At 64.9% G+C, this 23,153-nt stretch carries 25 protein-coding genes, 1 tRNA gene and 1 pseudogene; 10 read left to right on the plus strand and 17 right to left on the minus strand.

Annotated elements, in window-relative coordinates; all coding sequences use genetic code 11:
* Window positions 1-3: 3 nt before the first annotated feature.
* The 7 genes from mreC to M529_RS45215 all read left to right on the plus strand — a co-directional run bounded on the left by mreC (window position 4) and on the right by M529_RS45215 (window position 6,408).
* Window positions 4-909, plus strand: coding sequence for a rod shape-determining protein MreC (gene mreC, locus M529_RS45185; protein ID WP_021319843.1), 906 nt, complete (start codon window positions 4-6; stop codon window positions 907-909).
* Entirely contained in the window at window positions 906-1,433 is a 528-nt protein-coding gene (gene mreD / locus M529_RS45190) for a rod shape-determining protein MreD (RefSeq protein WP_021319844.1), read from the plus strand. Before mreC ends, mreD begins: the two co-directional genes overlap by 4 nt.
* On the plus strand, window positions 1,430-3,514 hold the full coding sequence (gene mrdA, locus M529_RS45195) for a penicillin-binding protein 2 (RefSeq protein WP_031295613.1): 2,085 nt from the start codon (window positions 1,430-1,432) through the stop codon (window positions 3,512-3,514). The genes mreD and mrdA overlap by 4 nt, the downstream gene beginning before the upstream one ends.
* Window positions 3,511-4,626 carry a rod shape-determining protein RodA gene (rodA, locus tag M529_RS45200; RefSeq protein ID WP_021319846.1) on the plus strand — a complete coding sequence of 372 codons (1,116 nt, stop codon included), beginning with the start codon at window positions 3,511-3,513 and terminating at the stop codon, window positions 4,624-4,626. Before mrdA ends, rodA begins: the two co-directional genes overlap by 4 nt.
* Window positions 4,627-4,748: 122 nt before the next feature.
* Window positions 4,749-4,824: transfer RNA gene (locus tag M529_RS45205), tRNA-Lys, on the plus strand.
* 262 nt (window positions 4,825-5,086) lie between these two features.
* Window positions 5,087-6,142 (plus strand): hypothetical protein, encoded by a 1,056-nt coding sequence (locus M529_RS45210; RefSeq protein ID WP_021319847.1) that lies wholly within the window; start codon window positions 5,087-5,089, stop codon window positions 6,140-6,142.
* Window positions 6,139-6,408: a hypothetical protein gene (locus M529_RS45215; RefSeq protein WP_021319848.1), complete on the plus strand. Its 270-nt coding sequence runs from the start codon at window positions 6,139-6,141 to the stop codon at window positions 6,406-6,408. Before M529_RS45210 ends, M529_RS45215 begins: the two co-directional genes overlap by 4 nt.
* Before the next feature lie 2 nt (window positions 6,409-6,410).
* Here the strand turns inward: M529_RS45215 and M529_RS45220 are convergent, their stop codons facing one another.
* The 15 genes from M529_RS45220 to M529_RS0125180 all read right to left on the minus strand — a co-directional run bounded on the left by M529_RS45220 (window position 6,411) and on the right by M529_RS0125180 (window position 18,646).
* The gene (locus tag M529_RS45220) at window positions 6,411-10,286 is read right to left on the minus strand and encodes a hypothetical protein (protein WP_021319849.1); all 3,876 of its coding nucleotides are present in this window, start codon (window positions 10,284-10,286) and stop codon (window positions 6,411-6,413) included.
* A gap of 9 nt (window positions 10,287-10,295) precedes the next feature.
* On the minus strand, window positions 10,296-10,592 hold the full coding sequence (locus M529_RS45225; protein WP_152522668.1) for a hypothetical protein: 297 nt from the start codon (window positions 10,590-10,592) through the stop codon (window positions 10,296-10,298).
* Window positions 10,589-10,783 (minus strand): hypothetical protein, encoded by a 195-nt coding sequence (locus M529_RS45230; protein WP_021319851.1) that lies wholly within the window; start codon window positions 10,781-10,783, stop codon window positions 10,589-10,591. Before M529_RS45230 ends, M529_RS45225 begins: the two co-directional genes overlap by 4 nt.
* 17 nt (window positions 10,784-10,800) lie before the next feature.
* Window positions 10,801-11,424, minus strand: coding sequence for a hypothetical protein (locus M529_RS45235; protein WP_021319852.1), 624 nt, complete (start codon window positions 11,422-11,424; stop codon window positions 10,801-10,803).
* Complete coding sequence (locus tag M529_RS45240) at window positions 11,424-12,044, minus strand: hypothetical protein (RefSeq protein WP_021319853.1); 621 nt, start codon at window positions 12,042-12,044, stop codon at window positions 11,424-11,426. The genes M529_RS45235 and M529_RS45240 overlap by 1 nt, the downstream gene beginning before the upstream one ends.
* Window positions 12,028-12,225: a hypothetical protein gene (locus M529_RS45245; RefSeq protein WP_021319854.1), complete on the minus strand. Its 198-nt coding sequence runs from the start codon at window positions 12,223-12,225 to the stop codon at window positions 12,028-12,030. The genes M529_RS45240 and M529_RS45245 overlap by 17 nt, the downstream gene beginning before the upstream one ends.
* Window positions 12,218-12,394, minus strand: coding sequence for a hypothetical protein (locus tag M529_RS50035; protein ID WP_021319855.1), 177 nt, complete (start codon window positions 12,392-12,394; stop codon window positions 12,218-12,220). Before M529_RS50035 ends, M529_RS45245 begins: the two co-directional genes overlap by 8 nt.
* A gap of 413 nt (window positions 12,395-12,807) precedes the next feature.
* Window positions 12,808-12,993, minus strand: coding sequence for a hypothetical protein (locus M529_RS45250; RefSeq protein WP_021319856.1), 186 nt, complete (start codon window positions 12,991-12,993; stop codon window positions 12,808-12,810).
* Complete coding sequence (locus tag M529_RS47900) at window positions 12,993-13,433, minus strand: hypothetical protein (protein ID WP_021319857.1); 441 nt, start codon at window positions 13,431-13,433, stop codon at window positions 12,993-12,995. The genes M529_RS45250 and M529_RS47900 overlap by 1 nt, the downstream gene beginning before the upstream one ends.
* 551 nt (window positions 13,434-13,984) lie before the next feature.
* Entirely contained in the window at window positions 13,985-15,970 is a 1,986-nt protein-coding gene (locus M529_RS45255; protein WP_021319858.1) for an AAA family ATPase, read from the minus strand.
* 81 nt (window positions 15,971-16,051) lie between these two features.
* Window positions 16,052-16,306: a hypothetical protein gene (locus M529_RS45260; RefSeq protein ID WP_021319859.1), complete on the minus strand. Its 255-nt coding sequence runs from the start codon at window positions 16,304-16,306 to the stop codon at window positions 16,052-16,054.
* Entirely contained in the window at window positions 16,303-16,647 is a 345-nt protein-coding gene (locus M529_RS45265) for a hypothetical protein (protein WP_021319860.1), read from the minus strand. Before M529_RS45265 ends, M529_RS45260 begins: the two co-directional genes overlap by 4 nt.
* Window positions 16,648-16,720: 73 nt before the next feature.
* Window positions 16,721-16,918: a helix-turn-helix domain-containing protein gene (locus tag M529_RS45270; protein ID WP_021319861.1), complete on the minus strand. Its 198-nt coding sequence runs from the start codon at window positions 16,916-16,918 to the stop codon at window positions 16,721-16,723.
* A 73-nt stretch (window positions 16,919-16,991) separates the two neighbouring features.
* Complete coding sequence (locus M529_RS45275; RefSeq protein ID WP_152522669.1) at window positions 16,992-17,306, minus strand: hypothetical protein; 315 nt, start codon at window positions 17,304-17,306, stop codon at window positions 16,992-16,994.
* Window positions 17,303-18,646 carry a tyrosine-type recombinase/integrase gene (locus M529_RS0125180; protein ID WP_021319863.1) on the minus strand — a complete coding sequence of 448 codons (1,344 nt, stop codon included), beginning with the start codon at window positions 18,644-18,646 and terminating at the stop codon, window positions 17,303-17,305. Before M529_RS0125180 ends, M529_RS45275 begins: the two co-directional genes overlap by 4 nt.
* A 452-nt stretch (window positions 18,647-19,098) precedes the next feature.
* Between M529_RS0125180 and M529_RS45280 the strand changes: the two genes are divergently transcribed.
* Window positions 19,099-19,914, plus strand: coding sequence for a ParA family protein (locus tag M529_RS45280; protein WP_201766363.1), 816 nt, complete (start codon window positions 19,099-19,101; stop codon window positions 19,912-19,914).
* 27 nt (window positions 19,915-19,941) lie between these two features.
* A complete protein-coding gene (locus M529_RS49490) occupies window positions 19,942-20,448 on the plus strand; it encodes a hypothetical protein (RefSeq protein ID WP_152522670.1) in 507 nt (168 codons plus the stop codon).
* A gap of 24 nt (window positions 20,449-20,472) precedes the next feature.
* Here the strand turns inward: M529_RS49490 and M529_RS49495 are convergent, their stop codons facing one another.
* Window positions 20,473-20,742 (minus strand): DUF6119 family protein, encoded by a 270-nt coding sequence (locus M529_RS49495; protein WP_152522671.1) that lies wholly within the window; start codon window positions 20,740-20,742, stop codon window positions 20,473-20,475.
* Between the two features lie 79 nt (window positions 20,743-20,821).
* Here M529_RS49495 and M529_RS45295 point away from each other — a divergent pair.
* A protein-coding gene (locus M529_RS45295) for an IS3 family transposase (protein ID WP_152522521.1) occupies window positions 20,822-21,993 on the plus strand; the annotation gives its coding sequence in 2 pieces (ribosomal slippage) (window positions 20,822-21,074 and window positions 21,074-21,993; 1,173 coding nt in all).
* Window positions 21,994-22,023: 30 nt separating this feature from the next.
* Here M529_RS45295 and M529_RS45300 read toward each other — a convergent pair.
* Window positions 22,024-23,152 (minus strand): annotated as a pseudogene (locus tag M529_RS45300) (NAD(P)/FAD-dependent oxidoreductase); the annotation flags it as partial.
* Window position 23,153: the final 1 nt, after the last annotated feature.

Raw genomic sequence — 23,153 nt, forward strand, 5'->3', positions numbered from 1 at the left:
ACGATGGCGCGGCCACCCAGCCGACGCCCCGGCCACAACCGGAAGGCGCAATATAGCCTGTTCGCCAGCTATGTCGTGGCGGTAACCGGCGCCGCCGTGGGGCTCCTGCTGGTCGTTGTCGCGATTTTCGACCCCACGGGCTTCGCGGCCATCCGCACCGTTACGGCGGAGGTTACGCGCCCGGTGTCGGCAGGGCTCAAGAACATGGTGAGTGGGGTATCCTCGATCGACGAGGTGCTCGCCGCCTACTGGCGCGCGGGGTCGCAGAACGTCGCGCTCCGCCGCCAGGTGGAGGCCGACCGCAACCGCATCATCGAGGCGAAGGGCATCGTCCAGGAGAATATGCGGCTCAAGAAGCTGCTCAAGCTGGTCGATACGGACCGCAGCGAAGTGGTTGCCGCGCGTCTGATCGCCTCGTCAGCTACCAGCACCCGCCGTTTCGCCAGGCTCAACGCCGGCAGCTGGCAGGGCGTGCGGCCGGGCATGCCCGTCCGCGCGGCCGAAGGGCTGATCGGTCGGGTGCACAGCGTCACGCCCAACACGGCGGAAGTGGTGCTGCTGACCGACGGCAGCAGCATCGTCCCCGTTCGCCGGGCGAACGACAATGTCCCGGCGATCTCCACCGGCCTTGCCGACGGATCGATCGAGATCCGAGCGCTCGCGGCCGGGCGCAACCCTTTCAAGCCGGGCGACCTGCTGGTGACATCCGGCATCGGCGGCGTGTACCAGCCCAACATCCCCGTCGCGGTCGTGGTCCGCATCGCCGGCGAGATCGCCTATGGCGTCCCCCTTGCTAATCCCGCCCGCGTCGACGCAGTGGTGGTGGAACGTGCCTTCGAGGATGCCGTAACCCGGCCGGAAACCGCTGCGCCCACTCCGGCGCCGGCCGCCCCCCCGACGGCGCCATGATCGACCGCCACCTCCGCCACGTTCCCCGCCTCGGCCGCTATCCTTCGCGCTTTCGCCTCGTTGGAACGCCGGTCGTCACAGTCATGCTGGGGTCGATCGCGACTGCGCTGCCGATCATCGCCCAGTCGCCTATATTGCCGCCCTTCGGCCTCCTGCTGCTGCTGTCCTGGCGGCTGCTGCGGCCGGAGCTGTGGCGCGCCTGGATCGCCCTGCCGCTCGGCCTGTTCGACGATATGATGAGCGGCCAGCCGATCGGGTCCGCCATGTTCCTGTGGACGGTGACCCTGATCGGCATCGACTCCGTCGAACATCGGCTTGTCTGGCGCAGCTACCGGCAGGACTGGCTAATCGCCGCGGCGGCGATTATCTTCTGCATCGCCGGCGGCGTCTTCTTCGCCCGGATCACCGGCGGAGCTAATGTGAGGCTGCTGTTGGTCGCGCCGCAGATGGTCTGGACCGTGCTGTTGTTCCCCTTCGTCGTCCGGCAATGCGCGCGGATCGACCGCTGGCGCGTCATGGCATGAAGTTTCCCCGGCCCAAGCGGAAGATCGTCACCGAAGCCGCCCAGTCCCTGACCTTCACCCGCCGCGCGATGGTGGTCGGCGGCCTTCAGGTCGGGATCGGCGCACTGCTCGCCGGCCGGATGGCCTGGATCAGCGTGGTCCAGCACGAGAAATATTCTATGCTGGCGGAGAGCAATCGGGTCAATCTGACGCTGATTCCGCCGCGGCGCGGCTGGATCATCGACCGGAACGGCCGTCCGCTCGCCAACAACCGCACCGATTTCCGCGTCGACCTGATCCCTCAGCGGATGACCGATGCAGATGGCACGGTGCGCCATCTCGCCGAACTGCTCTCGCTCCCCCCTGACGAGGTCGATCGCATCCGCGACGAGCTGGACAAGTCCGCCGGCTTCCGGCCGGTGCAGGTCGCCGACAAGCTGACCTACGACCAATACGCCGCCGTCAGCGTCCGCCTGCCTGATTTGCCGGGCGTGGCGCCGAGCCAGGGCTTTTCGCGCTATTATCCCGCGGGAGCCTCTGTCGGCCACCTGCTGGGCTATGTCGGGTCGGCGTCGGCCAAGGATTATGAGGAGCGGCGTGACCCGCTGCTGATCACCCCCGGCTTCAAGGTCGGCAAGGATGGCCTGGAAAAGTCCTTCGATCAGCGTCTGACCGGCAAGCCGGGCGCCAAGCGGGTAGAGGTGACGGCGCGCGGCAAGATCGTGCAGGAACTCACCACCCGGTCCGATACGCCGGGGAACACCATCCAACTGACGATCGACGCCGGGCTGCAAGACTATGCCGGGCGTCGGCTGGCGACGCAGAGCGGGTCGGTGGTCGTGATCGACTGTCATAATGGCGACGTACTCGCCATGGCGTCGATGCCCAGCTTCGACCCCAACAGCTTTTCCGACGGTATCAGCCATCTGGAATGGGAAATGCTGTCGAAGGACGACCATGTCCCGCTGCGCAACAAGACGCTGCAGGGGCTCTACCCTCCCGGATCGACGGTGAAGCCCATGGTGGCGCTGGCGCTGCTGGAGGGCGGCTTCAGCCCGGAGGACACGGTGAACTGTGCCGGGGCGCTGCGCGTCGGCAACACGCTGTTTCACTGCCACAGCCGGCGCGGCCATGGCGGCGTGAACATGAAGCGCGCGATCGCGCAGAGCTGCGACATCTATTTCTACGTGATGGCCCAGCGCCTGGGCATGGACAGGATCGCCGCCATGGCGCGTCGCGTCGGCATGGGCCAGAAGTTCCCGCTGCCCTTTCCCAGCCAGAGCTATGGCACGGTCCCCGATCCGGACTGGAAGCTCAAGAAATATGGCAAGGAATGGCAGATCTACGACACGGTCAACGCCACCATCGGCCAAGGGTACATGCTCATCAACCCGCTGCAGATGGCGGTGATGGCATCGCGGCTTGCCACGGGCCGTGAACTGATGCCGAACTTCATCCTGGGAGAGAGGCATCCCGACGCCCAGCCCATTCCCGGCGTGTCCGACGCCCATCTTGCCACCATCCGCGACGCGATGAACGCGGTGGTCAATGGCGGCGGCACCGGCGGGGCAGCCCGCAGCTCGATCCCCGGCGTCATGATCGCGGGCAAGACCGGCACCGCGCAGGTCCGCCGCATCACCATGGCGGAGCGCGCGGGGGGCGTACGCGGCAATGCCGGCCTGCCCTTCAAGCTGCGCGACCACGCGCTGTTCCAGGGCTTCGCGCCGTTCGACAATCCGCGCTATGCGGTGGCCTGCATCATCGAGCATGGCGGCCACCTCAACCGCAACGAGGACGCGCCGATGATCGCCAGTGACACGCTGTCCTATCTGTTCGACCCGAAAAAGGCGATGGAGAAGCTGGAAACGCTGGAGAAAGGCTGGGGCGGCCCGCCAGCCGAGCGCCAGGCCCGGCAGATGGCGGCCTTCCGCCTTGCCAAGGCGATCGAGAAGGGTGAAGTCGTTCCCCAACCCGCGAGCAACGCTGCGGACAATGGCGCGGACAATGCTGCCGAGCCGACTCGCCCGGCGCCTCCGCCTCCCGCTCCCGAAGATACTGGCGACGTGCCGCCTCCCCCCGGATCGAACGCAGCCGCGCCATGAGCATCATCCCCCAGCCCCTCACCCAATTCCCCTGGCGCGTGCTGGCGCTGCTGGCGGCGATCGCCGGCTTCGGTACGATCGTGCTCTACAGCGCGGCGGGGGGCAGCATCACGCCCTGGGCGATCAACCAGAGCGTGCGTTTCTGCGTGTTCGTCGTGATGGCACTGGTGCTCAGCCGGATTCCGATCGAGCTCTTCGCCCGCTTCGCCTTCCCTGCCTATGGCGGCCTCCTCGCTGCCCTCGTCCTCGTGGAACTCATCGGCGGCGTCGCGGGCGGATCGCAGCGCTGGATCAACCTGGGCTTCATGCAGTTGCAACCCTCGGAGTTCATGAAGCCCGTGATCGTGCTGGCCGTGGCCCGCTTCTACGCGCGCCTGCCGGTGGGCGAAATCAGGGGTTGGAACGCGATCTGGCCTGCCCTGGTGCTGATCGGCGCGCCTTGGGCGCTGGTGCTGGTCCAGCCGGACCTCGGCACCGCCACGATGATCGCGGCGGGCGGTGTCACAGTCATGTTCCTGGCGGGACTGCCGCTCCGGATCTTCATCGGCTCAGGCCTCACCCTGGCCGCGGTGGTGCCGATCGCCTTCAGCTTCCTGCACGACTATCAGCAGAAGCGGGTGCTGATCTTCCTTGACCCCGAGAGCGACCCGCTTGGCGCCGGCTATCATATCAGCCAGTCCAAGATCGCGATCGGATCAGGCGGCATCTTCGGCAAGGGCTTCCTCAAAGGCACGCAGAGCCACCTCGACTATCTGCCGGAAGGGCATACCGACTTCGTCTTCGCAACCATGGCAGAGGAATGGGGCCTCGTGGGCGGCGTGCTGCTTATCGGCGCGTTCCTCCTGCTGTTCCGCTGGGGCATCCGCGTGTCGCTGCGCGCGCCCGACAAGTTCACGCGCCTGGTCGCGGCGGGGCTCACCACGACGATCTTCTTCTATGTCGCTATCAACCTCATGATGGTGATGGGCCTGGCGCCCGTGGTGGGCATTCCCCTGCCCTTCATGTCCTATGGCGGATCGTCGATGCTGACCGTGATGCTGTGCGTCGGCATCATCATGGCCATCGACCGCGAAGCCCGCCGCCGCTCGCGCAGCATCGGCAACTGGAGCTGAAGCACGCCCTCCGCGGAAAAAATCGTGCAAGGGCAATTTACTGTTTGCGAATCTCCGGAGCCATGCTAACGGCGCGCCTCACCCACGGAGATTGTCCCGACGGGACACTCCAGCGGCAGTGTGGACGCATAGCTCAGTTGGTAGAGCAGCTGACTCTTAATCAGCGGGTCCTAGGTTCGAGCCCTAGTGCGTCCACCATTTCTTCCCCTAAAATCAATAGCTTAGTACGACCTCGCGCAAGGGGTTGGAACCTGAAGTGACCCATAGGTTCCATATAGGTTCCGCACCCGCCACACCGTCCAGCCGCGTCCATTACCGTCCGAAAATATTTTTGGCGGGAGCAGGATCGTGACGCGCTGCGCCGCGCGACGAATGGTTTGTGTTGGCGAAGTCTCTTTTCCTGATTAACAACCTGCAAAACTAATTGTGCGATCAGCGACCACCGATCGCCGGGCGGGACATGGACGAGCAGAGCAACGATATTCAGCTAAAGTTCGACGGTGAGCCCATCAAGAAGTTGAGGGGCGCGCCGGCTGAAGCCGTGATCTCTTCGCTCAACGCTCTTCAACGAATGGTCCATATCATCGGGATGCGGGCTGAAGGGCGCGGGTTGGGCCAGCGGCTGAAGCCAACGGCGAAGGTGAAGCGGGAATATGCCGTCATATGCCGTGCACCGCAGTTCGGCAGCCACCTCCAACCCATAGACATTGCCTCACAAGCCGGGGCGCACACCCCGGCGACTGCCGTGGCCAGGGGTAAGTTGCTTTCCGCGTTGAAGGCGTTCGACAGCGGCGACGACGAAAAGATCGTCGCGGCGCTGCCCGACGCTCGGGAGCGTTGGTTTCTAGCGGACGCGGCGAAGGGCCTTATACCCGATCCGAGCAGTGGCCTTCGCGTTACCCTACGGGACGGCAAAATGGGGCGGTTCGCGTTCAGCGCCGATCGCGCACGGGATGCGATCGAACGCTTCAGGGCGGGACCAGTGCCCGAAGCAGACGAAGAGGAAATCGTCGGAAAGGTTCAGTCCATCAACTTCACGCAAACGCTGCTCGTCATAAAGCCGAGCACGAGCCGCGCAGTTCGGATGGACTATCCGCTCCAGCTTGAGCCGATGCTCGAACACAACAAGCGCGAGCGGTTGCGGCTGCACGGTCGGCCGAAGCTCAACAATGCCGGCGACATCACCTCATTTACCGAGTTGACCTCGATCGGTGAAGTTGAGAGCCGCCTTGACCCGATTGTGGAGTTTACCTCCGGGGGCCAGAGGGTCGGCTCAAATCGGCCGCTCTCTATCCCGGCGACATTCGACTACGAATCGCGTCTCTTCATCTTCAGCGATCCCGCCCTCGGTATCGATGCCTATAGCGACCAATACGAAGCCTTGCGCGACGTGGTGCTCGAAGAGCTTGACGTGGTTTGGCGCAATTACGCCATGGCTCCTGCCTCTGAACTCGCGCCGGATGCCTTGCTGCTGAAGAAGGCGCTGCTTTCGCGCTTCAGGGTGATCGAAGAATGACGCGTGAGCGAAGCGATATCGACAGGGCACTAACCCGCAAGGGTTTCGTGAAGGACGAGACGCACCATCACCAATACATCTATCACAACCTCGCCGGTCAGCGCACGGGCAAGCGCACCCGAATGAGCCATGGGTCGTCGCACAAGACCATCGGCGACAACCTATTGGGGCAGATGGCGAAGCAGCTTGGCATCCCGAAAAAGAGCTTCCTCGAACTCGTGGACTGCACGCTCGATCAGCCCGGATACGAGAAGCTGATTTCCTGAAGTCACTCGTCGGCCGTGAGCAGATCGAGCACCTGCCGCATTCCGACATAGGATTGGAACGGCACGAGCCGCTTCACGGCTTCGGCTTGGCTGTCCGTGATCCCGTCGCCAGTGGCCGCGCCGATCGGAGCCCCGGCGGCCTTCGACACGTCGGAGACGAGCCCGGCCGTGGGGCCTAGCAGCTTGCCCACCGGGTCGACGCCAATGCGCCGAATGCCCTTCCCGCCCTGCGGCGCGTCGGGAAAAGCGGCCATTAGCGGGTCCTTCACGGGATTAATCCCCGTCATGGTGTCGACCGTGGCGGCCGCCTCGATCGGCAAGGCGAAGAAGCCGGAGGCGTCCAGCGCCTCCCCGAGCACGTAGCCGGGATTTTCGGCCGCCTGCCGGAACCGCTCGAAGCGCTCGCCACCGGACGCATAGGCGCGCAGCCAGGCGGAGAGCAGTCCGACAGACGTCATGCCCACCATCATGCTCGTGAAGTGCGCCCGGCCTTCCTGCATCCCGCGCAAGAGCACGCGCTGATGGCTGGCGAGGTTGTAGGTGCGGAACTGGAGCAGCGCCTTGCCGAGCGGCGTATTCGCGAAGAGCGGCACGTCGCCGACGCTGCGCGTCACCACGACGCTATCCACCTCTTTCGACACGGCGGCCCGATAGGCGCGCACCGCTTCGGCGTCGGCCCATTGCCCCGTATTGGCCACGCGCACGCCGTCGATCGTCTCGCCATGCGCGGCGAACTCTTTCCCGATCCGCCCGGCCATGTCGCCGTCGATCCCGAGATAGGCGAGGAACCGGGCATCGCTCGCCTGGCCGGCGGCCGCCTCCAGAATGCGGTTCTGCGACATGATGGACGCAATGGCCTTCGACATGTCGGTGAAGAGCGACATGCCGTTCCACGTCGACGCCACGCGGGTCCCGTTCTGAAGCAGCCGCTCCACGGCCGTCCCGGCGCGATAGGGATCGCCGATCTCCCCGAGTGTGGCGAGGCGGCTCTGAAGCACGCGCTCCGTCACCTGCCCGGCAAGCTGCGCCTCTTTGACGGAGAGCTTCACGCCTTCGAGATTCGATAGCAGCGCCGGCACGCCCTGCGACATGAACCGGCCGACGCCCTGCGCGGTCGCTCCCCGATACAAGTCGGAGAGGTTGGAAATCACGACGCGGCCCATGCTGCGGATATAGTTGAAGGCGGTAAGGCCCCGCACGATCCGGCCGAAGTCGCTCCCGTTCTCTGCGGCCTTGTAGGTGCCCCGGATCAGATCGCGCATGGCGGCCAGATCGTCGATCGCACCCTTCTCGTCGGCGGCCAGGGCCTTCAGCTTGGCTTCGTCGGAGCCGGCCGCCTTGCGCAGTTCGGCATAGTCGCGCCGGATCAGGTCGATTTGCTCGCGCATGTCGGCGCGGCCGAAGCGCCGCGTCAGTTCCGTCTCCGCTGCCATGGTGCGGCCGTAGCGCTCCGCAACCGCCAGGACGTTGCTGTCGAGAAACTGCTTCACGAGCGCGTCGGGGATATTGAAGGTGCGATCCTTCATCGGCCCCCGCGTGATCGGCGTCAGATACTCCGGCAATGCAGAGCCGCCGTCGACCGATCGGCCGGTGAGCTTGTCGAATACGGTGTCCGCAATGTCGCGGGCCGCCGTGCTGAAGTCGGGAGCGGCCGCGCTGGCGAGGTCGACGCCCTGGCCGCCGTGCTTGATCTCCCACCGATCATAGAAGTCCCGTGTCAGCTTGGCGCGCAGATCGGCGATTGCCTGCACCCGCGCGTCGACACGCTTCGGATCGAGCCGCTTCAGCCGATCGAGCAGCCGTTGCGCCCGCTCCCCGCGCGCAAGCGTGGTGTCCGAAACTTCCCGCGCCGCTGCGTCCATGGCGTCGCGCAGTTCGGCCATGGCGGCGTCGGAATCGAGCGCTTCGGCCGCCTCCAGCCGGCGCGACAAGCTATTGAGCCGATCGGCCCGCACGCGCTGCGCGGTCGCTTCCTTCTCCAGCCGGGCCTTCACCGCGTCGGCGTCCGGCCCAAGCCGCTCGATCGCCTTGGCCGCCCGGTCGGCCGCCTTGTCGGCGCGCGTGGCGACGTCATAGAACGCCGTGCGCAGATCGGAGAGCTTCGCCGCGAGCTTGCCGGGATCGAGCCGCTGCGCTTCGCGCTCGAAGACGCGGCCGCGCTGGATCAGCCGGTTCAGGCTCCGGGCGTTGGCCTCTTCGATATCGGCCAGGGCGTTCAACGCCGTGTCGGCGCGATCGGCAAGCCCGGCATAGTTCAAATCGACGCGCTGGCGACGGCCACGGAGCGCGCCGCGCTGCTTCAGATAGGAGCGAAGCCCGTCGCCGCCCTCGTCGGCCAGCCGGGCGATCTCTGCGCGTGCATCGGCCGCTGCGCTCCGGTTGCCCGCCTTTTCGGCTTCCCGCGCCTGTCGGCGAAGAGCGCTGATCCGTATCACACGGTCAATCTGTTCCGGGTTGGCCTCGTCCAGCCGCGCCGCTGCCTCGTCGATATTCTGGAGCAGACCGGTGCGCTCTTCGGGCGAAAGCCGCAGATCGGCCAATTCCTGATCGAGCGCGGCCAGGCGGCCCTTCAGGACCTCTGCGCTGCCGGCGTAATCCTCCGCGATCCGCTGGCCGTAGTAGCGGGAGACGATATCCTTGAACTCCGGCTCCCGCGCATTGAGCGCTTCCGGGTTCCACACGCGGCTGAAGTAGCTGGCCGCCGTGTCGACGCCGACGTCTTCGGGCAAAAGCCCCATGTCGATCGCTTCGTTCTTGAAGGGCTCGAAGACCCGCTCGCGCCACGACTTCGCGGCGCGGCTCACGAAGTCATTTGCACCGACGTCGCCGTTGCGCATGGCGTCGCCGATCGCTTCTTCAAACTGTTGCCGGGACATGGTGACGCCGGCCTTCTTCATTTCGGCATAGATCGCGTTGTGCGCGCCCACCGCGTCGGCCATGCGGCCGTTATAGGTCGACCGCGCCAGCGTCTCCACGGCCGCCCCGAGCGTGCGGCCCTCGTCGTGCATGGCCTGATAGAGCGTGTTTTCGGCAAGTTCCTGGCTGAATTGCCGCGCGGCCGGGCTGGCGCGGAAGTTCGCTCGAAGGTTCGGACTGATCGCCCGTGTCGCCCCGGCCAGCCGCTCCGTCGCAGCTCCGGCCACCGTCAGATCGGCCACGCTGGCGCGCTCCACGGCCGCAGCACCAACACTGCCCGGCCGCGTGGTCACGATATTGTGCAGCGCCGCCGAAGCCGTGTCGTACTCGGCGCGGGAGAGCAGGTTCGCTCCGCCCCCGAGCAAGCCGCCAAGCACGACGGACGCGCCGATATTGAGCGCGCTTTCCTCTGCGGTGCGCGTTTCCTGCGTGGCTTGGAGCCCGGCTTCCTGAAGGGCCGTCGACGCGCCCCCGGCAACGCCGACGCGCACGGCGGAGCGGGCAACGGCATATCCGCCCTTGCCCACGGTGGCGACTTCGCCGCCGATCGGGATCAGGATCGTGGGATCAAGCACCGACGCGGCGATATTGGCCAGGACGCCGGGCGTGCCCGCTGCGGCCAGCGTGCGGCGGTCGTCTTCTTCGCGGTCGATTTTCCGCTTCAGCGCTTCAGTGTAGCGCGGATTGTTGCTCGCGACGAAGCTCTTCCAATGATCCTCATAAGGCGTCCCCACGATCTCCGCCCACGGATTATAGCCCGCCTCCACGGCGTTGCTGACGCCGTTCGTCTCCGACACAAGCGCGGAGCCGATCAGGTTTTCGGTGCGAAACGCCGACTTGATCGCGGCCAGCCACCCCGGCGTGTCGCCGCCCTGCGGATCAGGCTGATCCTCCGGCAACGCGATAGCGCCAAGCGGCGACAAGAGCGAAGGCAGGACGGAGGCTTCGGGACGGAGAGGCATGGAGGGGTCCTATCTATTCGCCCACGCGCGGGCTTTGGCGTAGCTGTCGAAGGGGCGGGCCGGATCGCGACGCTGAAACCAGCCGTCCAGATCGGGCACGTTCCACGGGGCTCCGCCGAACCGCGCATCGAACTCGTCGCGGCCGATCGTGATTGCTTGAGCCCGAAGGGTGGCGACGGAGGCGGCCGTCTCGTCGGTCGCGCCTATCCAGCCGGTGCCGGGCGACGCGATGTAGCGGACCCGGCCGTCCCGGCTTTCCAACGCGGGACGGCCGTTCCAGCTATAGAGGGTGACGCCAATCGTCATGCCGGCGGCCACGTGTCTTCCATGATCTTCTGCATGGCGATTTCGAGCCCGATCGCCGCTTGATCCTTCGACGAAACCACCGTGTCGTCGATGATGACCCGAGCGCCAATGCCGCCTCCAATCGCCCCTACGGTGGATTTTACGACGGCAACCTTATCGTTGCCGCGCACATAATCGTATTGCTTGGCCATTCTCTGTTTCCTTTCTGCTACTTTCGGGACTTCGCGCCGAAGCGGCGGAACTCTGCGGCCTTGGACAGCGCCATGGGGCTGGCGATGATCGCTTCAGCGGCAGATTCGGTAAGGTGGCCGGCGCGCACCGCAGCGTCGACGGCGGCCAGGCCATCGCGGATCATGGCGGGCGCGTTCTCCCCGTGCACCTTGTGCATGGCGTTGCGGCAAAGGTGCACCTGCTGATCGTAGGCCGCTTCGCTTGCGAAGGTGCCTTGCGCGTGGAGGTGCGCGATCTCCGCGAAGCCAGCGGCCGCGATCTCCGCCGGCACGCCCATGGCGTGAAGGCCGCTCTTCAGCGCGCCAAGCCCGGCCTGATCGACGATATCGGCACCCGGCGGGAGCGCGTTTTCGAGCGTGTAGGCCAGCGGGGACGACGGAGGCTCAAAGCCTTCGGGCACTTCGGCGCTGGCCCCCTGGCCACCCGGAGCGGCCGCCGCGCCGTTCTGGTGATAGCGCTCGATCTCGTCGACGAGCTTGGCGCGAGCCTGCGGCGTCAGATCGGGATTGCTGGCCTGTTGCACGAGCGCGCCGATATCCGTCGCGGGAGCGGCGGGCGCTGCGGCCGGAGCCGGGATGGCTGGAGAGGCGAAGTCGGACATTATGCCGCCTCCCGCTGCGCGTCTTCGCCACCGGCCTTCGGCGGGCGGCCGGGACCGGGCGCGATCAAATCGAGCACCTTGTCGAGATGCTCGCGCACGCTTGGGGCCGGAGCCGAGCGATCGAGCATGGGCGAGCGGCTGGCCATGACGTCGCCGTGCGCGAGACGTTCGAGCGCGATCAGGGGCAGATTGTTCTTCGTGGTCGGAAGGTCGCCAAGCTCCCGGCTCTGCGTCGGGCCGTCCGCCGCAAGCCATAGCTCCGCGATCCCTTCGAGCAGAGCGCGGCGCGCCGCCACGACAGCCGAAAGGGCCTCGTCTTCCGCAGCGGCCAGCTTGCGGACCTTGCGGGCAAGGTTCTGGAGCCGAGCGCGGTCCTTCTGCGCCTGCTTCACCTCTTCGGCCGTGGCGGCGTCGGCCTGCGCTTCGCGTTCGGTGCGCAAAGCGTCTTCAAGCCCTTCGATCCGCGCGCGCCGCTGCGCGATCTCCCGCGACCAATCGTCGGCCTCGTCGATCCGGCCGGCGGCCAGGGCTTCGCCGCGCCGCGCACGGCACGCCTCGATCGCCGCCGTCTCGTCGGCGATGATCGCTTCAAGATCGGCGGGGTTAGTGCTTTGTGTCATTTCCGGCCTCCAGTCGGTTGATGGCAAGGTCAATTCGGTGAAGCTCCGCGAAGAGGCGTTCCGCCTCGATCCGGGCGCTGGCGTCGCCGCGCACCACGGCTTCGTCGGCCACCCGGCCAGCTAGGCAGACTTGCTCCCGCTGGAGGTAAAGCCGGCGAAGCTCTTCGGCCGCGTCAGCCATTGACGGGCTCCGCCACGCGCGGAGCGACATAGCCCTTCCGCCGAAGCTCCGTTTGGGCGAGGCGACGAAGAAACGCCGCGCCGCTCAAAAGCTCGTCGGCCGCCGCCCGCGACAGGGCGTCGTGCAAGTCAGGGGGCATTCGGACAGTTATCGCGATCGTGTTCGCCATGGTGACGTCTCCGTGTCGGTTCGACGTCGTTTGACCTCGAAATGAAGACGGCAGCGACAGTGAAAATCGGCGCGAATGTGCTGGCACATTTGCTATGGCTTAACCCGTTATGCCGCTTCGGACGGGCCGCCGCTCCGGCTACGTGGCCGCAATAGTGGATGCGGTATTTTATCCCCCAATGGGACCCGCCGCGATCCGGCCCCCCACCCCACCCCTTTGGGCGAATGCGCGGAGGGCGATTTTCGTGGGCGGCCGAATGCGACGAGAGCGGGGCGGCCAGGGCGGCCACCGGCTAGGCTGGAGCGGGCAAGTATGACCGCTGCGGAACCTATATGGGACCTATGCGCGACGGAAGCGTGCGACAACGGGGCAATGCCTCAGATTGCCTACGGTTTGCACGCCGCGCACCTCGATCAAGTATCAGCGGGTCCACTGCGCATGGCCTCCACCATGGCGGCCAATAGCGTCACGGCTTCCACGGGCTCGTCGCGCAAGAGGCGGTCGATCGCCGCGCGCCCCTCTTCGCCATACTCTGCCACGAGCTTGCGGAGGCGGGGATTGTCGGCGGCCAGGGCGATCAGCAATTGCTCTTCGGTCATTAGAATAGGTCCTCCGGGTTGATCTCGTCGACGACGGCCGCAGAGGGACGCGCCGGCTCGCCATGACGTGCTGCGGCCGCCTGATCCTCCAGATCGGCACGCTTGGCCGCTGCGGCGGCGTCACGGCCGGGACTGCGCGACGGCGGCGTGGCCAGTGTCTCGATCGTGACGGCCGGAGCCGGGAGCGCGGTAGGGGTGACGTCGATCACCTTGGCCTGTTCCGCATGAAGCCCCGCCATGCGTTCCGCAAATTCGAGCATTTCGGCCAGCCGCTCGTCGGAGAGCCCGTCCGTGGGCGTCGTGATCTCCAGCTTCTGCGGCATGAGCTTGGCAATGACGCTGATATAGGTGCTCGGATCGTGAAAGCGGACGCGGGCGATTGCCGCGACGCCGTTCTCCATGAAGTCGTCGTGCAGAGCGGCGAAGAACTTTTCGCTCAACCTCGCACGCGAGCCTTTGGGCCTTCCACGGGACCTTTTGTTGCCCGTCAGAAAAACACCCGTAACGGGATCGCGTCCCTCTGTAGCATTTCTGCTAGTCGCCTCTTCACCTCTGGCATTTTTGCTATCTGCGGCCTCGAAGCTCGATCGCGGATCGGGAATCGCGCTCATTTCAGTTGTCCTTCCACCGTCACCTTCGCCTGTTCGGCGTCCAGATAGACCACGTAATCGGCATTCAGTTTCATGGGTGCTTCCCCTCTTCGGCCTTCGGGTCAAATGCCGGGTCACTGCATTTCAGACCCTCAAAATAACCACCGTTTTTCAGTGCTTTGCAGCGGGTCAAATCTGCACCCCCTAGTATATGACCCGGTGACCCGCCCCTTGCGCCCAAGGGCGGCGCAAAGGGGGCAGGCTTGGAGGGCCGATCGGGCATTTGACCCGGCGTGACCCGGAATGTGACCCGGCCAAAAAGCACGGAAATCTGCGGTTTTCCGGTGGATTGCGACGACCGCGAAGCGGCGATGACCCGGCGTGACCCGAAGCGTGACCCGTCAAAAGAGGCTGGCCGCTGCAATGTCGCCTCCTATCCGCTGGTCGATCGCCACGAGATACTTGTCGCCCGTGACGGTGATTTCCTCCAACCGGCCGGAACGTAGCAATTCTGCTACCGCCCGCTTGACGGCCGACTTCGCCGCCTCGTCCTTCACGTCCCACACCTCTTTGCAGCGGCGCGACAGCATGGTGCGCGTCAGCCCCCACCGATCGCCGGGAAGCCGGTGGCCCTCGATATGGATCGTGCACGGGTCGAATTGCGCCATGACGATCTCGCGCCGGTCTAGCTCCGCAGGGGAAGCACCCGCTGGCCGAACCGTGCACGACGTGATCTCGTCGCCGTCTTCGTCGACGCCCAGCACGACGCGATCGAGCGTGAAGTTCGCGCTCCAGTCCCCTTCGCCGTTGCGGTTGAGCACGACGGAGATTTGCCGGTGATTGTTCGCCTGCCCCGCGACGGGCTCGCTGCGCTCCACGGCGAGCATCACGTCGCACGCGGCGCGAAAGGCGCTGGAGCCTCGATCCTGGCCGTTCTTGCCGGCGTGGTGAATGCCGAGCACCGCGACGTCGAACTCCGCCGCAAGGGCCTCCAGCGCCTTCAGGGCCGCCGTCACCTCCGGGGCGCTGTTCTCGTCTTCGAGCCCTAGAGCGCTGGCGAGCGTGTCGACGACGATCATGCCGAGCCGCAGGCCCCGCGACGCCATGCCGGCCACCGCGTCCGCGATGATCTCCCGCGCTGCGGCCAGCCCGGCGGCCGTGGAGAGGTTCGCCACCGAGGCCCACGCGAGGGGCGGAAAGTCCGTGCCGGCCGCCAGCCTGAAGGCTTGGAGGCGCGTGCGCACCGTCCCGGCCCCTTCCCCGAGCAAGAGCAGCGCCCCGATCGGTTCCTTCGGCGTGCGCACGTTAAACCATGGCAGGCCGGCGGCCAGCCGGGCCGACAGATCGAAGGCGACGAAGCTCTTCCCGCTCTTCGGCGCGCCATAGATGATCCCGACGCCGTTGCGGGGCAGAATGCCCTTCAGCAGCCACCGGATAGGCTGATCGCCGCCCGGATCGTCGGACCATTGCAGCGGCGCGCGCTGCGGCTGGATGTAGCGCGGCGGAGGTATTTCGCCGATACCCGCGAAGGCCAGGGCGACGGACTGCGATCCTGCGGCTGACAGGCCATAGGCGAAGGCGTTCTCCACCTTGGCCTCCAGTTCGTCGACGCTCCACGGCGGCGCGCACCGCTCGTTCCAATCAGACATGACGTCCAGCGCCATGACGGCCGAAAGGCCCATGTCCTTCACGATCGCGGCCGTTCGATAGGTCCAGTCGTCGCCGCCCTGGCCTTCGACGGCCGGCTCGCGCGTCCGCAGGAACTCCCGCGCCCGCTCGATCGCCTCCGGCATGTCCAGATCGGTGGCCGGTGCGGCCGTGTCGGCCCGCTCGCGCGGAGCGGCCAGTTGGGCAAGCAGGTGCGGCGGAGCAGCGGCCACGGCGGCGTCGCGCTCGATCTCATAGCGGCCGACGTCAGTCGCGGAGCCGGGCGCGAGCACGTAGCCGTGGTGGCCGCGCACGTCCAAGCCGGGGCCGGGATGATCGGCCGAATTGGCCACCTCCCGCTCGGTGCGGAAATAGAGGTGCTGTCCGCCCGAAGGCGTACGCACGGTGAGCGTCGGTTCGCCAAGCTCCAAAGCGGCAAGAGAGGCCAGCCCCGGCTTGCCCCGCTTCGTGTCGACGTCCAGCACGAGCAGATCGCCGCCCGTCAGCACGCCGACGTTATGGGGCAGCGCCCACCCGTCCAGAACGGGGTCGGTCCAAAGGGCGCGCACCTCGTCGGGATTGCCCGTGGCCACGGCGGGGAAGTCGGCGACGAGCGGCTTCTTCGTGCCGGCCGCGATCGGGAAAACCTTGAAGCCCCTGGCCGCCCACGCGAGCGCGGCTTCGCGCATGTCGGCGGGTTCGGCTTTGGAGCGGAGAACGTCGATAACAGAGGTGGCCATTGTTGTGTCTCTTGCAGCCACCGGCGTTATCCTTGCGGGCACCGGGCGCGCCCTGCGGCGCGAGGGATCAGGATATTCGGATCAGAGGCGGAGCCAGCCGGGCGGCGTGTTACCCGCCTCCAGCGCTCGCGACAGATCGCGGCGACGTGGATTGAAGGCGCGCTTCGCGTCCCGCGCCGGCACGAGCCAGGGCTGTTCCTCCGGGCCGTGCGGCGTGTGCGCAATCGCGACGACGACGCGGCGGCCGGGCACCACGGTGCGGCGTTCGTGTGGCCGGAGCCGGCGGAACGTCACGCGGACGTCGAAGGCCAGCGCAATAGCGCCCCGGCCGTTCATGCCCGTCTCCAGCGCTGCGCGAGCTTGCGGTCGAGCGCGCGGTGGAAGTCTTCGGCGGGCTCCTTTGGCCACGGAGCGTCTTTCGGCCGTGACGCGGCCAGGTAGCGCTTCACCGTCTTCGGGCAGGCCGTGGGAGCCACGACGACGACGGGGTGCTCCAGCGGCCGCAACGGCGCGCCGGCGGCCTCGTCGTGGCAGGCTGGCCGGGTGAACGTGCCGAGCCGCGCCGCGTCGTCGTGGTCGGCGATCGGGAAGCGGGAGAGATGGACGCCGGGCACAGGGTCGCCGTGCGCATACCAATCGCGAAATTGCCCGCGACTCTCGATTCTGCTAAGAAGCATGGGCGTTTCCTTTTGTCGGGGTGCGTATCAAAGCCGGTTCCGCGTGGTGGCGGGCCGGCTTTTTCTTTTGGGATCAAGCCGCTTCTCGTTCGCCTGCGAGCCATTCGCGCGCCGCCTCCAGCGGGATCAGGCGACGGCCCCCGCGCTTGACGCTGCGAATGCTGCCGTCGCGGAGCTTTTCGTATGTCCATGCGCGGCTGACGCCCGCCCATTGGCAGAATGCCGCAACGCTAAGCGCGCCGGGCTCGATCGAAATGTGCTGTTGAGCCATTATTGGACCTCCGTGTTAGCATTGGACACGGATGGACTTTGCGGTCGTTCAATCTTGGCAGCGACAGTGAAAATTATCGCTTTGCCGCGATCCGTTTGCGCAACTTCGTCGCGATTTGCTCAACAACCGTGTCCCGCGCGTCAAGCGAACCAACCGGCCAGGGCGGCGGCGCGTCTGCGTCAGTGCCTTCGGTGAGCGTGGCGTCGGAATGCCGCTGTGATGATCGCCGAACCAACTGCCCGGCGTCCAACTGCATGTCGACGGCTGCGTCTATCGCCCGCCGAACCGCTTCATGCGGGGTGAGGCCACCGCTCGTCATTAGGCCCTCCGCAATAAGCATCACGGTGGCGTGAGCTTCGTTTGAGGGGCGGCCACGTTTGCCGCTCATGCCACCTCTGCCCGCGCAAACGGCACGACGTTTTCGGGCTTGTCGCCAAGCACGGTCGTTTCGATGAAATTGGCCCAAGCGTCCATTGCGGCGCGGCGCTCGTCGAATAGATCATCCTGATTGTAAATGCGGGCGATCTTGCTCGTGGTCGCGGTGGCGACGTGATTAAGGCAACGATCCGCCACGTTGGCCGGAACCTTCAGGGTCCGACAAGCCATAGTGACGAAGCTCGTGCGCAGATCGTGGATTACCCAATCAGGCATCGGCTCCGGCTCGCCACCGCTGGCCTCTGCGGCTTTGGCGCGAGCTTCGGCGATAGCGGCGTCCAGCCGCCGCTTGCCCTTCGCGAAGCCGCTTACAGGGCTAAAGCCGGTCGTGCTGAAGAGGTAGGGGTTCGGCTTCGTGCCCCCCTTGTCGTCGACGCCTTCGGTCGGCCGTGCCTCGTCGGCCAGCGCCTCCGCGATGATCGAGCGAGCCAATGGCGACAGCGGCACGCGGAGCGCCTGCCCGTTCTTCGTTCGCTCGGCCGGAAGCGTCCAGACGGCGGGCTCCGCGCCAAGGTCCAGTTCGGCCACTGGCAGGCCCGCGATCTCTTCGCGCCGCATCGGCAGCACCATGAGCAGCCGATACATGGGGCCGAACGGATAGCCGAGCGTCCCGGCCGCCTCCCAAATCTCCGCAAGCTCGTCGATCGTATGGTGGCGACTGCGGCTATTTTCTTTGGCAGGCTTCTTCAGGGTGCCGGCCGGATTGGCCGAAACAATGTCTTCGTGAAGGCACCAGTTGAAGAAGGCGCGTGCATAAGCCAGCGCGCGGTTCGCCGCGATTGGCGACGTCTTCGCGTGCTTCTTCACGGCGTCGGCGATATCGGCCTTCGTGATCGAAGCGGGCTCCTGTCGCACGAGTTCGCGCAGCAGCCCCTTCTTCCCGTCCAGCGCACGCCGCACCGCGTCCCCGCGCCGGAGGTTCGCCAGCTTCTCCCGCTCGTATTGATCGAGCACGTCGGCCAGGGTGCGGCGGCTCTTTGCCGCTTGCTCTGCCCGTCGTGCCGCCTCGCGCTTTTCGGCGTTGGGATCGCCGCCCTCGTCGATCTTCCGCCGTGCGTCCTGCGCAGCCTTGCGCGCGTCGGCGATCCCCATGCCCGGCCATGCCCCGAGCGTGATCCGCGTTCGCTGGCCGTTCTTCAATCGCACCGACAGGGACCACGATACGGAGCGTTCGCCGGCACGGATACGTAGGCCCGGCTCCCGATCATCGATCAATTCAAGCTGCGGGCCTTTCTGGCCACGGGCGCGGGCGATCAGAGCTTCGATCGCGGTTTTCGTCAGTGCAGTTGCCATGGCTGGCCGTCCCTCGCTGTCTTGGCCGTAGGTCCCGCATAGGTTCCGTTTGGAACCTAGAACGGGCTGTTCGGCGTTGTCTTCGATGGGATGAATCTGGACGGGACCCGCTGACTAGTCAACCCGTCATAACTTGTTATGCCGTCGATTTGCTGGAACCTAGAGGACAATTCTGGACACTTTGAGACGTTACCGCTGGACCTTGATTCACGACTCTTAATCAGCGGGTCCTAGGTTCGAGCCCTAGTGCGTCCACCATTTTTCAATGACTTAGATGTGATTCGCGGGCCACGCCTTCCGGCGGGACACCAATGGGGCATCAGAGATTTCATCGCTCCCCCAAAGCCTCGTAAGTGGAATGATCCCTTTCCGCTCCGGCCCAGTTTAGCTATCCAATGGGCTTCGATGGGGGAATGGAAGTGGCGAGACCAAATGGGCCGGTAACGGTTTGCGTGATCAACCTCAAAGGCGGGGTAGGAAAGTCCACTATCTCGGCCTTGCTCGCACGACATGGCTATAGCAACCGCAGCCTAGACGTGTTGGCGATCGACATCGATCCCCAAGCCAATTTAAGCCAAGGCCTTATGCATCGCGGATATGCCGCGTTCTTGTCTCAGCAACGCCCGTCCATCGTCGAGGTGTTTAACGGCTATCTGCCACCCAGCTCGTCAAGTGCGGTGCCGACGCCTCTTAGCGCAGCCACGCAGTTCGAAGTCATCGGGAGCAATGGCAGCCGCTCACTCGAGCTGATACCCTCTCGCTTTGATTTTTCCGACAATCTGTTGGGAGCCGTGCGCCCTGACCCTCGATCACTAGCGAGGTTCTTGAGTGCGAACTATCATCACAAAGACCTGATAATTATTGACTGCGCTCCCACGGAGTCGGTGCTGACGACGGCTGCATACCATGCGAGCAGCAACGTCTTAGTCCCCGTCAAACCCGAGTTCTTTGCGACTATCGGTTTCCCGTTGCTCCAACAGTCGCTTAGCAACTTCCGCAATCAGAATCGCGGGCACAACATTTCAGTTGCAGGCGTCGTGATCAATAACGCTTTTTATCACGGCGGAAATGATGGCGGACCAGAGAAAGCCCGCGCAATGGACGAGATCAGGACTGAATCTGCAAAAAACGGCTGGCCGATTTATCAGCGCCAGATGCTTCATTCTCGCGGATACCCCAAAATGATGCGCGGTGATAATAGCTACCCCGGAAACGCAGAACTGTTCAGCCGCTTTGCAAACGAATTTTTTTCATCCGTTGGGCTGTAGGGCCAATATCGATACAATGAGATTAGCATGAAAAGCCGTAAAACACTTCTCAGTAATCTTTTGAGGCCCCTTCTCGACGAGTGGGGGCCTGATGATGTTCGTGCGGCTCTTGAGAAACTAGTTTTACAATCAGAACGCGACGGTCAACGTAGCTACGGAGCTGCCAAATCGCAATCTGAGCGAAATGCCCGGCCAACCGCAATCAATCTCGTAGAGAGCCTCGACTTAGAAAATGAACGCAAGCGCCCACTTGCAGTCCTTGCAAAACGTTTTGACGATAAAGACTTTCTTCCAAGCATTGCTGATGTCCGCGAATTTATCATCATGGCTGGCGAGAGGCCGCCAACGATGAAAAATCGACAAGACTCCTTCCGCAATTTGCTTCGTGTATTATTGCGCCTTTCGCCCGAACGACTGCAACAAGTTGCCGACGCGGCGAGCCATGCGGGTCCCGCACAACTGGGGCCGATATCTGATGCGATCGCAGCGGCGGGGGAGCGGCTACCGCGACGAAATCATGATCCTGATCGGTGATCGATATCTGCTAGACGAATTTCGTCACGCTGCTGCCGCAATTGGGGGTGACGCTTTGGGCTTCCGCTTAGCCTTGGTCGTTGTTGATGCTGGCTTGGCGATCCATGCGAACGCGCACTTGTAGCCAAGCGCCCTCAGTTCATTGGCGGCCTGCCGGAAGGTCACAAGGCTGAAGAACGGAAGGCGATTCGTTCCTGCAGCAACACCCGAACAGATTACTCCATACACAATCAGATGCGCGCTTTCGCTGAAGGGCGTCGAGGAGTCCACCACCAGCGACTGATAGCCTGTCAAACTGAGCGCGGCTTCCTGACGTGACCCCCTGATTTTCCTCCAAGTGTGATTAGAGTCCGGCCTGATAGAAGGACGGACGATGAAGCGTACAAGGTTCACGGAAGAGCAGATCATTGCGGTGCTGAAGGAGGCCGAGGCTGGCGCCAAGACCGGCGATCTGGCGAGGCGGCACGGTGTGTCTGAAGCGACGATCTATAACTGGAAGGCCAGGTATGGCGGCCTGGAGGTTTCCGAGGCGAAGCGGCTGCGGGCGCTCGAGGACGAGAACGCCAAGCTCAAGCGGCTCCTGGCCGAGGCGATGCTCGACAATGCTGGCCTGAAGGACCTTCTCGCAAAAAATTGGTGACGCCCGCTGCCAAGCGAGAGGCGGTCGCTCGTCTCCAGGCGGTCCTGGGGATGAGCGAGCGGCGGGCGTGCCGTGTCATCGGCGCTGACCGGAAGAGCATGCGTTACCGGTCGCAGCGGGATGATGATTCCGACCTTCGGTCGAAGCTGCGCGAGCTGGCGCAGCAGCGCCGCCGTTTCGGCTATCGCCGGCTGCACATCCTGCTGCGGCGGGAGGGCGTGGTGATCAACCGCAAGAAGACCCAGCGGCTCTACCGCGAGGAGAACCTGGCGGTCCGACGAAGACGCAACCGCCGCCGTGCCATCGGCGCGCGGGCGCCAGCGCCCGTGCTGGCGTTGCCCAACCAGCGCTGGAGCCTTGACTTCGTGCACGATCAGATGGCGTCGGGACGCCGGTTCCGGGTGCTCAACATCGTCGATGACGTGACCCGCGAGTGCCTGCGCGCGGTACCGGACACCTCGATCTCGGGGCGCAGGGTCGTGCGCGAGCTAACCGATCTTATCGCCGAGCGCGGCAAGCCAGGCATGATCGTCAGCGATAACGGCACCGAGCTGACGTCGAACGCGGTCCTGGCCTGGTGCGCGGAGATCGGCGTGGAGTGGCATTACATCGCCCCCGGCAAGCCGATGCAGAATGGCTACGTCGAGAGCTTCAACGGCCGCATGAGGGACGAACTGCTAAACGAGACGCTGTTCCTCAGCCTAGACCATGCCCGTGTGGTGATCGCCGCATGGGCGGAGGACTACAACCAGGAGCGCCCGCACTCAGCCCTTGGATACGAGACCCCAGCGGCCTTCGCCGCTGAACTGCATAAGCAATGGCCTGCTTCGCTACGCCCTACGGGCTCCGCTGCGCAGGCCATTGCTCAACCCGCGCTCATGCGCAACAAAGCCGCCGGGCTCTAATTGCTGCTGGTGGAAACCAAGGGGTCACGTCACCCAATCTAACGCAATGACCCTGCCAGCTTTGAGGTAGACGACAGAGAAGGTTCGTTCGGAAGGATTGCCACGTAGTACAGCCTGGTCGTGACCCGGCGAAAGACCGATCGTCTGCAGCTTGAGATCATACTGATTCGACCAGAACCACGGGGTGGCAGCGTAGACGCCCTCTTGACCACAGATGGTTCTTGCGACCAGCGACGCCATGTCGTTGGCATTCTGAACGCTCTCGATACGGATCACGTTTCCGTCGGCAAAAGCACAGGCATGGGCGGCGCAGTCACCGATGGCAAAGACGGCCGCGAGCGAGGTCCGGCATTGCGCATCGACCTGGACGCCGAGTTGCCGCGTTCCATCCGCGCCAGCATCGATCAGCGGGCCGACATTGGGCGCGATCCCGATCCCGACGATCACGAGGTCCGTGGCCAAGACCATGCCGTCGGTCATGCTGACACCGTTCGCGCGCCCTTCGGATCCGACCAGATGGTTAATCCTGGCGTCGGTGCGAAGATCAACCCCGTGAGCGCGGTGCTCCTCCTGATAGAAGGCCGACAGGTCCTCACCGGCCACGCGGGCGAGGACCCGCGGTAGCGCCTCGATGAGCGTGACATCGCAGCTGAGCTTCGTGAGGACGGCGGCGGCCTCCAGTCCGATATATCCACCGCCGACGATCGCCACCCGACGTGCACCGCCCTTCAACTCCCCGATGAGTTGATCCACGTCCGCGCGTGTCCTTACGGCATGAACGCCGGCAAGTTCGCTTCCATCGCAGGAAAGTCGCTTTGCATCGCCTCCCGCAGACCAGATCAACGTTCTGTATGCGATCGTCGAGCCATCGCTCAACGTGATCCGCTTTGCTTGAGCATCGACCTGCACGACCTCCTTGCCAAGCTGCAAGTCAATGTTGCGCTCTGGCCAGAAGGTCGCCGACCAGATCAACAGCCGTTCGAACGGCTTGTCGCCCGACAGATAGTCCTTCGACAGCGGGGGGGCGCTCGTAGGGGAGTTCCGGCTCGCGGCCAATCATCAGGATCGACCCTGTAAAACCATGCTGCCGTAGGGCGATCGCGGCTTGGGCACCGCTATGGCCGCCTCCCACTATGACGACATCTGCAGCCTGCACCATG

The sequence above is a fragment of the Sphingobium ummariense RL-3 genome (genome assembly GCF_000447205.1).
GTDB classification, from domain to species: Bacteria; Pseudomonadota; Alphaproteobacteria; order Sphingomonadales; family Sphingomonadaceae; genus Sphingobium; species Sphingobium ummariense.